We start from the raw sequence: 12379 nt of genomic DNA, 5'->3' as shown, positions 1-12379 counted from the left end.
CCAACGTTGGACGCCTGCGTTTTCGTCTCTGCGTTTCAATCCCTCCAGGGATGATCACGGACCCGAAGATAAACTCGCAGGTCACAGGCGGTTTGCGGGGTCGATCCGGGGCCTGTTCTGCAGCGGTCCGGCGGTAGTGCAACGCCGCAGGTCAGAGCCTTGATCGTCATTCTAGAGGATGGAGTCCTGGTTGCCCGTCTCGCGTCCGAGCCACTCGGTCTCCACCAGGTGCGGCGACCGCGTCCGGTAGACCCGGATGCTGTCATAGTCGAGATCAAGATGGGCGCGAAGGGCTGCGAGAAGCGCTCGGTACTGCGCGGCGGACAGCTCCCCTTCGAAAACGCTGCGCTGTGTCCAGTTCAGATACTTGCGGCAGGTCTTGAGGACGACCGGGTTGCGTTCGGCCGCGGTGTCGTAGACGAGCACGACGAACATGCGTCACCACCAGGGCCGGAACGGCTTGTAGGGGGTGTCCTCCAGACAGAGGCGGACAAGCTTGAGGGCCTCGAAGTGGATGAGCTCCTCGTAGGAGACCTTGCGGCGCAACGTCCGATGGTAGACGGTCGTGGCGAGCTCTTCACGGATCATGGTGGCAACCTTCTTACGGCCGTCACGGCTGAGCGAAGCCTTGCCGACGTCGCTTTCGAAGTCGGAGGGACGCAGGGTTTTCTGCGCGGCGGCGCGGCGCAGCAGGCGTTCGGCGAACAGCGGTTTGAACGGTTCCGCCAGATCGAGAGCGAGGGTGTTGCGGCGGCGGTCGGTGTCGGCGTGCAGAAACCCGAGCGCCGGGTGTAACGGAGTGCAGCGGATGGCAGTGAGGAGGCGGGCGTAGACGATGCTGTTGACGTAACTGATGAAGGCGTTCCCGGCGTTGCTCGGCGGGCGGCGGGTACGGCCGTCGAGGCGCAGCCAGGCGGGCAGGATCGTGTCGAACACGCCCCAGGCCGTCCGGCGGAAGTTCCCCTCGGCGCCCATGAGCTGCTCAGCACTGTGACAGTCCGGGAGCTGGGCGGTAAGGGTATCCAGGGCGCGATCGAGATGTTCGGTGTCCAGCGCCCAGCGCACATTCGCCGCGGTCGTGGCTACCAGCGAGCGGGCGACTGCGACCCGTCGCTCCGGGTCCGCGGTGAGGGCAACCTGGCAGCGGACCACCTGAGCCGACGACATGTCCTCATCCGGTGTCACGGCGCCCGCATAGTTGCCGTAGTGGTCCAGGATGTGGACCATCACACCGTGCCGGCCCAGCAGCGACACCGCCGCGGTGTTGATGTCGACGTGGTCGAAGGTCACCAGGTCACGGACGTCGGTGATCGGGACGTGGATGGGGCTGGTGTCGGCCCGTTCGATGCGCAGGCTGTTGTCCTCACGGCGGATGCGGCACGGTTCGGTCAGCCAGTAGGTACGGCCGGCCGCGCTCATGCCTGGCGCCAGGATGCCCGGCGATGGTTGGTCATATGAACTACCCCCAGCAGTAGTCGATGTAGGAACAGCCGCGGCACCGGCGGCGCTCCAGCCGTGGCGGTATCGACGGCGCGGCGATGATGGCTCGGGCCTGCCGCTCGGCGTCCAGCGCGGTGGCACGGGCCTGGTCGTCCCAGATCACGGTGACCGTCCGGCGGATCAGCGGGTAGTGGACGGTCCCGCCGCGCACGTGGACCCCGCGCCGTTCCAGGAGCAGGCAGTAATGGCGGACCTGGGCCTCATGGTCGGCTGACGGGGCGCGGGAGGACTTGGTCTCGTGGACGACCGCGCCGGTGGTGACCCAGTCGATCTTCGCCTCGCCGAGGTCGATGTCGCGACGGCGAGTGTAGGTGGTGTCATCCACAACCTCACCGAAGGCGACCAGATCGCTGGAAGCCTCCGGACGGTAGCCGCGCATGTAGAGCCAGAGCTGACGTGGGCAGTGCAGCAGGTACTTGATGTGAACCCCGCCGAGCCCGCCATCGGCGGCGTCGCTCACAGCCTTGCCAACATCGCTCACAGGACGGTGTCCACGGGCACGGCCGGTTCACGACCGCCGCCATCCTGGCCGGCGGTCAGATCCAGCCCCGCATCCGACGTGTACGGGAGGTCGACCACGGCCAGTTTCAGTGCCCGGTCGAGGTGGGCACGCTGGTCACGCACCAGCCCGGCATACTGCCCGAATCGGATGGGGATGAGCAGCCCTTCGGCGAGCAGCGGGTCGCCGTCGCGTTTGTCTGACAGCGTCCGATAGTCGTCGACGTCGTCTTTGTGCAGGACATGCATGGTGTCGAAGCCCTCGTCGAGGCGTTCGGCGAACTCGCTGCGGTCCTCGAAGGGTTTGCAGAAGGTCAGGAATGCGGCGCTGAACTCCTCGCGCGCCTCACGCGCGGTCTGTGCCCACCGCTGGCCCCAATCCGTGGCGTAGACGTCCGCCAGCCACGCGTCGATGGTGTGCTCCGAGATCCTCGGATCGCCGGTCACGGTGCGTTGCATGGCTGCCCATGCCGCGCCCAACGCCTCCTCCTCGTAGGGCAGGTGGGCGGATACCGCGTGAACGCGGAACTCGACAGGCCCGTCCGGATGGCATCCGCGCCGGTTGACTCGGCCGGCGCGTTGGGCGACCGCTTCGATCGGGGCGAGTTCGCTGACCCCGCGGTCGAAGTCCAGGCACAGCGACACCTCCAGCACCTGAGTCGACACGACGAGCCCGCCGCGCCCCTCCCGCACCGCCGGCTCGCCTGGCCCCCGCTCGGGATACCGGGCGCGGATTCGCTGTTCGATCGCGGCGCGGTCGCGGGCCTTGAACCGAGAGTGCAGCAGCAGGGCCGCGTCATCGTCACCTGGATGAACGTCGCGGACGGCCGGTGCCAGCGCATCGAACAGAGCCTGAGCGGTGCGGACGGTATTGGCCACGACCAGGACGCTGCGCCCCTCCACCAACCAGCCGGTGATGGCCGCCAGGCTCGCCGGCGAGGTGATCGGCTCGTCGTCGAGGACGAGCCGATGGCGGTCCGGCGCGGTGCCCGGGGCAGCGTGCACGACCGTCACCGGTTGACCGAGGCTGTCCCCGACCAGGAGGCTCTCTTCGACCAGCTCGATCATCGGTGGAGCGAGGGTGGCGGACAGCACCGCGATCCGACTCCCGAGTCGCGCCCACAGCTGCAGCGCCGCGCAGATCCGGCCGAAGGTGACCGGATCGTAGGCATGCAGTTCGTCCAGGACGAACAAGGCGTTTGCCTGCTCCAGCAGCACCGCGGAGTACCGCGGCCCGGCGATCGCCGCCCGCAGCAGCTGGTGCGGGGTGGCGACGCGTACCCGCTGCGCGAACAGCCGCATCGCCCCCGCGCGGGCGCGAGCCTTACGGGCATCCTCGACGCTGGGGGCGCAGTCCTCCGCCACGGCCCGGGTGAGCAGGGTGCGGGCGGCGGTGGAGTGCAGCACCCCGATGTCAGGACGGTCCTCGCCCGGTGGCGGATCGAGCCCGAGGGTGAACCGGTCGACGGCCGCGTCGATGGACGCCCGGTAGGGCAGCACCCAGATCAGTCGTGGTCGCCCCGGCATCGTCGCGAGCTGGGTGGACGCCCAGGCCAGGCCTGCTTCGGTCTTGCCGCTGCCGGTCGGCGCGGTCAGGACCAGATGCCCGGCGGTCGCCGCGGCCCGCCGCTGATGATCATACGGCGTGGCCAGCCGGTCGAGGAAGTGCCGCGGTAGAGGCATGTGCCGTTGCAGCGGCACATGGGCGGACCCGGAATGATCGGCCAGGGTGACCGCGCCCTGCAGCAGCACCGCCAGCAGGCCCGCATCCGGAGTGACCGCGTCGATCCAGGCGTCCTGCGTCCCGGCGAACAGGTCCCGGGCCCGCTGCCACAGGCGCCGGCCGTCCGGTGGCGGGAGCGTCGCCGCAAGCTGGTCGGCAAACCAGGCGAGCAGCTCGGCGTGCCGCGCCGGGGTGACCTGGATGCGGGGTTCGTCGCCGAACGCGTCCGGGTTGCGGCCGAACCGGCGTTCCCAGCCGCCGTCGTACGGGTACCTGTCGGCTAGGCCGTCGCCGAGGCCACCGCTGACCGTCAGCGGCTTGTGATGGAAGGCGACGCCCGTCGCGGTCATGAGTCGATCATGATCGGGCTGGCCGGCGGTGAGCAGGTCCACATAGGCCAGGGAGAACACCTCGTGCCGCTCGCCCCACGACGCCTTGCGCACCCGCAGCTGCCGTTGGAAACCGGCGGCGATCTTACCGGCGTCGTGGAGCAGGGCTGCGTGCTCCACCCAGGTCCAGAAACGCGGTTCGGCGGCGATCGGCCCGGCCGGGCCGATACGGTCGGCGACCGCGCGAGCGGCGTCGCGTACCACAGCCGAATGCTCGGTCAACAGCTCCGGCTGGCCGTGCGCGGAGCCGGTCGCGGACTTCGCGAGCACCTGGTCGAGCTCGCCGTGACCGCCGGCGCTGTCGGCCCTGTCCGCGCCGGCCGCCCGGTCCACGCCAGCGACGCTGTCCGCGCTGTCCGCGCCATGGAGCCAGACCGCCTCGCCGGTGCCCTCGTCGCGGTAGGCACCGCGAACCTCCTGGTACCCCGCCGGTGTCGGGCACCACAGGAAGGAGCCGTATTCGGTACGGAAGCGATCGGTGCTCACGGTTTCGGCGAGCCGGATCGACACCGCCTCGGGCGCGCCGTGCCCGTCCAGCGGGGCCAGGGCATGACCGACGACGGCCTTGCCTGCGGGGTGCAGCACCGTCCAGCAGGGTCGGCCATGCAGGTGGACCAGGTCCTGGGACCGGCCCAGCCGCAACCCCCAGGTCGGGCGACGCAGCGCGGCCTCAATCCGGCGGCCGTCCGCACCCGGAATCCACAAGATCACACGTACACCGGCGAGGAACGGCCGTTCCCGGACGGTGGCACCACCCTTGCCCGGACGGACCCGGCCGCCGATCGCGGGGTTGCTCCCGTCCGCGGCGATCGGATGATAGGTCTCCAGATCGGTAGCCTCACCGGCGGCGCTGGCCGCCACCCCCAGCCGGACCGGTTCGTCAGGCCGACCGGTGGCCGCCGCCAGCATCCCCCGCACCGTCGACAAAGCGGGCACAGGAAGGCATCGGGTGACCCCGGGAAACATCGGGTCGCGAAACGACGCGACCGGCGCGAACAGCTCGACCCGCAGCGCCCCGATCGAGTCCCGGGGATCGGCCACCGTGGTCACCGGGCCGGGTCGTCGAACCAGGCGTCGTGCTGCCCGGAGCGGACCCGTGCGGCCAACGCCAGGAGCACCGTCCGCGGATGATCGATCACAACTGTGCCGGCGGTGATCTCCTCGGCGAGGTCAGCCTCGAACTGCTTACGCAGGACGTCCCGGAAACCCGGCCGCCAGCCGACGAGCACGGGCGGTTCCCATTCGCCCTGCCACGCGGCCAGTTCCCCGCGGAGCACGTCACCGCGGACCTGAAGACCGGTGCCGTCCGCCGCGCCGTCGATCACGAAACCGAGTGGGTTCACCCCACCTGCCATCGGCACCATCACAAGCAACGCCGGGACGCGGTCACCGTAGTGCAACGCCTTTTTCGCACCCCCGGCAAGCTCCGCCAGCCCCTCGAACAGGACCGCGACCCGTTCCCGCCGCGGCGCCAGCGGCAGGCGAACCGCAGTATGATCACGAAATGTCTGCGTGGTGGCACCCGCCTGTACCGCCGACGCGACAGCGAGCGCCGTCTTCTCGTCGAGGTAGTTCGCCCGTCCCGACCCGTTCGCGGCCTGCAGGGTGAACGTGCCCACCCGAGGGACATCGAGCAGGAACGGTGCCGCGAGGTCGGCGGTGTAGAACTCGTGCGCGTGCAGGACGGGATCGGAAATGTTCCGGGACATCACCCCGAAATCCTCGGTCGGGCGCACCGGCTCGACGGCGAGGAAAGTACCGACCATGAACGGGGTATCCCGCACGGTCGTGGCCGCGTCGTCGGATCTCGCCGTGGCTTTCATGTAACCGAACAGGTCGTCGTCGACGTACTGAATGGGGTCCGCGGCCGTGGTCGCCTTCTGTGCCTTGCCCTGCGCCTTGCCGACCCGCTCGGTCGGCGACGGCACCGATCCGGCGGCGGTCATCGTGTCCCGCAGCCAGCGGCGGAACGCCTGCGCGGACACGTACGGGTAGTCCCGGCCGCGGATCCGGGTCTTCTTCACCCTGCCGGTCGTCCCGTCACCGGCACCGTTGTTCGGTGCGCCCGCCTCCACCGCGAGTACCATCTTGCCTGCCAGAAACGCCATCAGGCGTACCCCCCGTCACTGTCGTCATCGTCTTCGTTGGTATCCCGGCCGAACCCCACCAGCGGCCCGTCCCGCTCGTCGGGTTCCTCGGATTCGTCCTTTGTTCCGATAGCGGCGCCACGCGCGACCAGCTCGGCGACCACCTCGAAGAACAGCTGCCCTCGCAGCCGCCAGCCCTGTGACGTCGATGCCAGCAGCGGCCCGGTCACCCCGGTGATGTCTGACGGACGACGCCCGTCGAGCAGCAGCCGCGCGCTCGCCTCCATCAGCAGGCGTTGCAACGCGAACGTCCGCCCGGCCGCCCTCCGATACTCGTTGAACCGCCCACGCGGATTCTTCTCGGCCGTGATCCAGTCGACCAGCAGTCCGGTGACAGGTTTCAGATCACCCGTATCCATTCCACACATCTCCCTCACGTACAACGCGGATAAAGCCTGCCAAGCGCGCAGGGTTGATCCCGACGTCTTCTCGACCGATTCACGGCGGTTGAACAGTTCGACCAACAGCCGGTCCCGGTGGGCGTTGACCGGATCGAACAAGGTGCGGGCAATGGCGTCGCGGCCGCTGCGGACGACCGTTCCGTCCGCAGCGCGCCGGGTCATCGCACGTTCGAGCCGGCGCCAGCCACGGTAGGCGGCGGGTTCCGTCGGCAGCGCACGCAGGAATCGCACAACCGCAAGGCGGGTAGCCGTGACACGCAACCACGGCTCCTGATTGTCATTCTTGAACATCCACAAGGTGGTGGCAACCGGTCGCGGTTGCGTCTCGGGCCGCCTCGCGTAGGTTCGCAACGCCCACAACGTCACCGTTTCCGGCGAGGAATTCGACGACAGGGAGCTGAATCCGGCCTGCTGGATCCGGGCGGCGCGCTCGCAGTTCGTCGTGACATAGTCCCGCTCGATCAGGTCGTTGTCGCAGGTCAGCACGGTCGCGGACCCTGCCGTCACCGCGGCGCCGTACGGCATCGCCCACACCGCGATGCGGCACGCCCGGCACACCGGCCAGCCGGCTACGCCCGGCGGCAGTGTGTTGCGGAACTTGGTGGTGTCGAACATCGGCAACATCGACTTCGCCCACAGCGTCCCAGCCATCGCACCGCAGAACACACACGGCCGTAGCGTGTCCGCCGCTCGATCCACGGCGAAGAACCGTTCCACCTCACCGGTCAGGACGGCCGCGTCCCGGGGCCGGCTCGCGTGGGTCGGTTTCGCGTTCGGGAACAGCGCGTACAGAACCTTCCACCAGTCATAAGCCGGATGGTCCTTGGCCGCCGTGGATGCCCGCACGACGTCCCGCACGATCCGGGCCGCGACAGCGTCGAGATCTGCCGCGGTCACCTCATCGGGACGGTCGCGGCCCGCAAGGGTCGTCACCGCCCACGCGCCGCTCCGCTGGATCGGATGATGCGTACAGGCCAGCACGTCCGTCCGTAACTGCTCGCCGGAATACGGTGGTCCGGTCACCGGATCCAGCCGAATCCCTGGTTCGTGTTGAGCCCCAGGCCCCATTCATAAAGGGCGTCGAGCAACGCAGGATCGGCATGTACGCGCAGCTGGACGGTACTTCCGTGGCGAGGTGCATGCTGCACCAGGAACTTCCGCGGATGCCCGTACCCAACAACGTCAAGCTCGACGTCGTTGGGTAGACCCAGCACGTCCGCCTTATGCCGCAGGTTGTGGCACAGCTGCTCCACATACCGCGAATCGTCGGGGTGGATGAACCTGTCCTCGACCTTCACCAGCACCGGTGTCACCGTCGAAAAGACGGCTTCCCCCGAACTGTGATCGGGCGTCGGTTCGAGCTGCACACCCCGCACCCGCAACGCAACCGTGCCCCAGCGGATTTCCGTACGTCCCGCGATACCTGCCAGCAGCGCCGCGGCCACCCGAGGCACCGGCGAGCCGAACCAGACCGAACCGTCGCCGGATGCGCCGTACACGCCGGTGCGCCGGCCCGCCCCGCGGAAACACGGCGACGACAGACCCAGCGGACGCAGCGAGCTGCCCGCATAGCCGTGGTCGTGCAGCTCGACCGCCAACGCCTCATCCTGGGCGCGGATCAGATCGTAGGCCACCCCACGCGCAGGGCTGAACACCTGTTGCCACGGAATGCTGTCCACGTCCGCGGCGACATCCACCCGAAATCTCATCCGACTCCCCCGATCCTGCATGCCGTGGTCTTGTCCGTGCTCGGCGCTGAGCTCCCGTACCCGCCAAGCCGCCCTCAACGCCGCCCTCATCCATCAGGTACTGACGGACGACCGGGACGACAGCCTCCCACCCGCCGATCCGGCTCCGCACGCCGGGCGAGCGGATCATAACCATCGGATAAGACGCAGACCCGTCCGCACTACCCGACCGACATCATGTACATAGTGCTATATGTCAGCAACACTCCGATGTATGCTGTGAAGCAAACGTGCCGTCCGAACCCAGCAGGGAGTGGCACCATGACCAGGGTGATGGTGCGAGATGAACCGTCGACCACGCAGCCGGATGTGGATGGTCGGGCGTGCTCCCCGTTTACCGGTCTCGCCGGCGAGCCGCTCGGCGACGCCGATCTGCGGCGCTGGCCCTTCGGCATCGGCGCTGTCGAGACCCGCGACGGCGTCACGTTCTTCCGCTCCCGCCACCCGGATGGCTTCACCCCGGACGACCTGCGCCGGACTCCGGCGGATGGCCGGCGGTACGAGCTGGTCGACGGCACCATCGTCGTGAGCCCGTCCCCGGGTTACGCCCATCAGCTCGCGGTCGCGCACCTGCTCGCCCGGCTCGTCAGCGCACAGACCGGGGCCGCTCGGGCGCTTCCCGCACCCTTCGATGTCACACTGGCGACCGGCCGCGTCCTTCAGCCCGACATCGTCGTCCTGGCGCATCCCAAGGCGAAGATCCCGCTTCTCGCGGTCGAGGTGCTGTCCCGGTTCGGGCGGAGTTATGACCGACGGGACAAATTCGACGAGTACGAGACGGCCGGCGTCCCGTCCTACTGGATCGTCGATCCGGACGTCCCGGCGGTCTTCGTCTTCGAACTCGCCAAGGGCCGCTACGAGCAGGTCGCCTATGCCGAGGGCCCGGCAAGGTGCACCGTAGAACGCCCGTTTCCGTTGAGCTTCTCCCCAGCCGACCTACTGGCCTGAGCCAAGGGACGATCGATGACTGCTTGTGATCCGGAGTCACTGGCGGAGACTCTGGCCATCCTGTCGGATGCGACGACGGTCCGCAGGCTGGCCGAGTCCGAACACGAACTGGCCCGCGGGGAAATCATCACCGAAGAGGACCTCGCCACCGCGCTTGCTGCCGAAAGATAGCAGCGATCGGGTAATCAGATTATTACCCGTGTACTCTGTGGTTCTTGAAGACCATCCACTGTGATGGCTGTTGCCATGCCACGAACGAGGTGCCATGTCCCGCCACCTGAACACGCCCGTCCTTCACGAGACGGATCAAGCACGCCGGATGCCGGTGGTGGCCGTAGTGGACGCCTGGAACCTGCGACGACAGGTTATGACCGCCTTCGGAAAGCCACGGCACGCGACGGTACCCGGCATGATCGGCGCTCTGCGTTCGTATGGTTTCGAGGTCAAGGAAGTCTGCTTTGGCCTCGCCACGGAACCGGTCCGGCATGGCAACGACCGCAAAGGGCCGAGCGCGAGGTTTGTCGACGCCCTGAACAAGAACCGAGCCGCCAAGGAACGTTGGGAGAAGGACTCACGGGCAAAAGTTCTCGATGGGCGCCTCACCGACAGAACCGACGACGGCAAGGTCGGTGACGGCCAGCCGACCGAAAAACTGGTCGATGTCCTCTGCGCTGTGGAGATCTGCCGACTGGCAGTCGCCATGCGGGATGGAGAGCACCAGGCCCGCGGGATCATTTCCGTCAGCAGGGACATGGATATCATCCCCGCATATCACTTTGCCGAAGAAGCCGGTATCCCGATCTGGGCGGCAGCCCATGACGGCGTACAGTGGCGACACGATGACCATCGATGGTTATTGCTGGACGAGGAGGCACTTGCCACAGCGGTAGATCTTCGCACCGAGCCTCGTGGGCATAAACTACGAATGATCATTGCCCGAACCTGCATTGCCGACACACCACAGACAATGAACATTGACTACATCGATGAAACCACTCATCGGATCATGCTCAGTGGACCGGAATGCCGGCTCGGTAGCATTCCCGTTGATCGCCTGCCGGGCAAGGCCCTGCCGGGACGACGCGTAGATCTCTGGCCGGTCGGCGTCGACCTGGGTCGGGGGCGAAACGACTTTCCGCGGGTGGCCCTTGATATAAGCCGACGCAGCCTGCCGTCCGGTCTTGATACCGCCACAGTCAACCGGTGGTTGGACGAAACTAGCGTCGAGATAAAACTCGCCTCAAAACACAGAAGACTGCGGGTACCGCCAGGATTTCTGCTCCCGGGCATGAGTGTGATGGTCCATGTGGATACCGACGCCGGGCTGCGCTACGTCGGATCCCTCGACCCGCAGCCGACCCTCCCCGGGGTGTGGCAGCACAAGAATGTGACAACGGTCCAGGTCACGGAGCCATTCGGACCCTATGCCAGCAGGGGGTTCATCGAAGCCGACGGACAGCCCATTCTTCTGGAACACCTGAGACGAGAACATATTGAACGCGGCGCACGTTTCCCTGCTTTTCTAACGGATCCACGATCGGATTGGGGTCCGTACGGATCAGCGATGGCAATCGGTTCACAGCTGCCCCAACCATCCAAATGACCAATGTAGAACCGCCGGGAGTACATCAACCACTCCCGGCGGTTCTACACCTTGGCGCTCCGCCAGTCACGTGTCTCCATGACCTGCGAACACCCTATGCCTGAACCGGCCATTATGTCCGGCACTATTAGAGCACACGCGCCAACACGCATGCATTTACATACTAGCACGCTCGACCGCGTCCGTCCGCCGATATCGTCGGAACAGCACTCAGACGTTGAAGCCGAGGGCCCGTAGCTGCTCGCGACCGTCATCGGTGATCTTGTCGGGACCCCACGGGGGCATCCAGACCCAATTGATGGTCACGTCGTTGACCAGCCCGTCCGGTCCGTCGGTCAGGGCCGAGCGGGTCTGGTCCTCGATCACGTCGGTCAGCGGGCAGGCCGCCGAGGTCAGCGTCATATCCAGAGTGACCGTGTTGTCGTCATGGACGTTGATGCCATAGACGAGGCCCAGGTCGACGACGTTGATGCCGAGCTCGGGGTCGACGACGTCACGCATGGCCTCCTCGACGTCGTCGACAGCGGCCTTGTCCACCGCCGTCCCAGCCGTTTCAACCCCGGCCGTGTCGACCTCAGCCGTTTCAACCCCGGCCGTTGCCACTTCGGCCACGGTCGGGTCCTGTTCGGTCACGGTGGTCTCGCTCACCGGTCCACCTCCTGTTCCGGGATGCCGCCCACCGCCTGCGCGGTCGCGTCCTTCCAGGCCATCCACGACAGCAGGGCACACTTGACCCTGGCCGGGTATTTTGACACGCCCGCGAAGGCGACCGCGTCCTCCAGCACATCTTCGTCCGGCTCGACGGTGCCGCGCGACTGCATCAGTGCCAGGAACTCCTGGCCCAGCTCCAGCGCCTCGGCCACGGACCTGCCGATCACGAGATCGGTCATGACGCTCGCCGACGCCTGGCTGATCGAGCAGCCTTCACTCTCGTAAGAGACGTCCGCGACCTTACCGTCGGACACCTTGACCCGTAGGGTCACCTCGTCCCCGCAGGTCGGGTTGACGTGGTGGACCTCGGTGTCGAACGGCTCGCGCAGCCCACGGTGGTGCGGGTTGCGGTAGTGGTCCAGGATGATCTCCTGGTACATGGAGTCCATTTTCACGTCCCGAAGAACCTCCGCACATGCCCCAGGCCTTCCACGAGTGCGTCGACCTCACCGCGGGTCGAGTACAGGTGGAAGGACGCCCGTGTCGTGGCCGGGACGCCGTAGCGCACGCAGACCGGGCGGGCACAGTGGTGCCCCACCCGCACGGCGACGCCCCGCTCGTCGAGCAGCTGGCCGACGTCGTGGGGGTGCAGCGGCCGGTTGTCGGATCCGGTGAACACGAACGAGATGGCGCCGCCCCGGTCGACCGGGTCCGGCGGCCCGATGATCCGCAGGCCCGGCACGGTGGCGAGCTGACCGAGGGCGTAGGTGG

13 protein-coding genes and 1 CRISPR repeat array (1 of these 14 cut by a window edge) are annotated in these 12379 nt (G+C 67.4%); of the genes, 3 read left to right on the top strand and 10 right to left on the bottom strand.

Annotated elements, in window-relative coordinates; all coding sequences use genetic code 11:
• Nucleotides 1–62: direct repeats of the CRISPR family, unit length 30 nt; unit sequence GTTTCAATCCCTCCAGGGATGATCACGGAC (it extends 5881 nt beyond the left edge of the window).
• Between the two features lie 109 nt (nucleotides 63–171).
• From cas2 to cas6, 7 genes are read right to left on the bottom strand one after another with little or no spacing between them, the layout of a single operon-like run.
• A complete protein-coding gene (cas2, locus tag U9979_RS10150) occupies nucleotides 172–435 on the bottom strand; it encodes a CRISPR-associated endonuclease Cas2 (RefSeq protein WP_322779169.1) in 264 nt (87 codons plus the stop codon).
• Nucleotides 436–438: 3 nt separating this feature from the next.
• Nucleotides 439–1419, bottom strand: coding sequence for a type I-B CRISPR-associated endonuclease Cas1b (gene cas1b, locus U9979_RS10145; protein WP_322779168.1), 981 nt, complete (start codon nucleotides 1417–1419; stop codon nucleotides 439–441).
• Nucleotides 1420–1459: 40 nt separating this feature from the next.
• Nucleotides 1460–1981 (bottom strand): CRISPR-associated protein Cas4, encoded by a 522-nt coding sequence (locus U9979_RS10140; protein WP_322779167.1) that lies wholly within the window; start codon nucleotides 1979–1981, stop codon nucleotides 1460–1462.
• Nucleotides 1978–5160 (bottom strand): CRISPR-associated helicase Cas3', encoded by a 3183-nt coding sequence (gene cas3 / locus U9979_RS10135; RefSeq protein WP_322779166.1) that lies wholly within the window; start codon nucleotides 5158–5160, stop codon nucleotides 1978–1980. The genes U9979_RS10140 and cas3 overlap by 4 nt, the downstream gene beginning before the upstream one ends.
• Nucleotides 5157–6218, bottom strand: coding sequence for a type I-B CRISPR-associated protein Cas7/Cst2/DevR (gene cas7i, locus U9979_RS10130; protein ID WP_322779165.1), 1062 nt, complete (start codon nucleotides 6216–6218; stop codon nucleotides 5157–5159). The genes cas3 and cas7i overlap by 4 nt, the downstream gene beginning before the upstream one ends.
• Entirely contained in the window at nucleotides 6218–7681 is a 1464-nt protein-coding gene (locus U9979_RS10125) for a hypothetical protein (RefSeq protein WP_322779164.1), read from the bottom strand. The genes cas7i and U9979_RS10125 overlap by 1 nt, the downstream gene beginning before the upstream one ends.
• Nucleotides 7678–8367 (bottom strand): CRISPR-associated endoribonuclease Cas6, encoded by a 690-nt coding sequence (gene cas6, locus U9979_RS10120; protein ID WP_322779163.1) that lies wholly within the window; start codon nucleotides 8365–8367, stop codon nucleotides 7678–7680. Before cas6 ends, U9979_RS10125 begins: the two co-directional genes overlap by 4 nt.
• A gap of 300 nt (nucleotides 8368–8667) precedes the next feature.
• Between cas6 and U9979_RS10115 the strand changes: the two genes are divergently transcribed.
• The 3 genes from U9979_RS10115 (at nucleotide 8668) to U9979_RS10105 (ending at nucleotide 10957) form a co-directional block, all read left to right on the top strand.
• Entirely contained in the window at nucleotides 8668–9354 is a 687-nt protein-coding gene (locus U9979_RS10115; protein ID WP_322779162.1) for a Uma2 family endonuclease, read from the top strand.
• Nucleotides 9355–9369: 15 nt separating this feature from the next.
• Entirely contained in the window at nucleotides 9370–9525 is a 156-nt protein-coding gene (locus U9979_RS10110) for a hypothetical protein (protein WP_322779161.1), read from the top strand.
• 94 nt (nucleotides 9526–9619) lie between these two features.
• Nucleotides 9620–10957, top strand: coding sequence for a hypothetical protein (locus U9979_RS10105; RefSeq protein ID WP_322779160.1), 1338 nt, complete (start codon nucleotides 9620–9622; stop codon nucleotides 10955–10957).
• A gap of 210 nt (nucleotides 10958–11167) precedes the next feature.
• Here the strand turns inward: U9979_RS10105 and U9979_RS10100 are convergent, their stop codons facing one another.
• From U9979_RS10100 to U9979_RS10090, 3 genes are all read right to left on the bottom strand, one after another.
• Nucleotides 11168–11605 (bottom strand): metal-sulfur cluster assembly factor, encoded by a 438-nt coding sequence (locus tag U9979_RS10100; protein ID WP_416219868.1) that lies wholly within the window; start codon nucleotides 11603–11605, stop codon nucleotides 11168–11170.
• On the bottom strand, nucleotides 11602–12063 hold the full coding sequence (gene sufU / locus U9979_RS10095) for a Fe-S cluster assembly sulfur transfer protein SufU (protein ID WP_322749672.1): 462 nt from the start codon (nucleotides 12061–12063) through the stop codon (nucleotides 11602–11604). The genes U9979_RS10100 and sufU overlap by 4 nt, the downstream gene beginning before the upstream one ends.
• On the bottom strand, nucleotides 12060–12379 hold a 320-nt coding region (locus U9979_RS10090; RefSeq protein ID WP_322779159.1), incomplete at its 5' end, for an aminotransferase class V-fold PLP-dependent enzyme. The genes sufU and U9979_RS10090, both read right to left, overlap by 4 nt.

It is taken from the genome of Protofrankia sp. Cas4 (assembly GCF_963555915.1).
Lineage (GTDB): Bacteria > Actinomycetota > Actinomycetes > Frankiales > Frankiaceae > Protofrankia.
The sequence above is the reverse complement of the archived record's forward strand: the minus strand, read 5'-3'. Positions and strand labels throughout refer to the sequence as shown.

Excerpts from the sequence above, each read along its gene's own strand:
- cas2 (WP_322779169.1), bottom strand. The coding sequence starts at position 435 with ATGTTCGTCGTGCTCGTCTACGACACCGCGGCCGAACGCAACCCGGTC.
- cas1b (WP_322779168.1), bottom strand. The coding sequence starts at position 1,419 with ATGAGCGCGGCCGGCCGTACCTACTGGCTGACCGAACCGTGCCGCATC.
- cas7i (WP_322779165.1), bottom strand. The coding sequence starts at position 6,218 with ATGGCGTTTCTGGCAGGCAAGATGGTACTCGCGGTGGAGGCGGGCGCA.
- cas6 (WP_322779163.1), bottom strand. The coding sequence starts at position 8,367 with ATGAGATTTCGGGTGGATGTCGCCGCGGACGTGGACAGCATTCCGTGG.
- U9979_RS10115 (WP_322779162.1), top strand. The coding sequence starts at position 8,668 with ATGACCAGGGTGATGGTGCGAGATGAACCGTCGACCACGCAGCCGGAT.
- U9979_RS10110 (WP_322779161.1), top strand. The coding sequence starts at position 9,370 with ATGACTGCTTGTGATCCGGAGTCACTGGCGGAGACTCTGGCCATCCTG.
- U9979_RS10105 (WP_322779160.1), top strand. The coding sequence starts at position 9,620 with ATGTCCCGCCACCTGAACACGCCCGTCCTTCACGAGACGGATCAAGCA.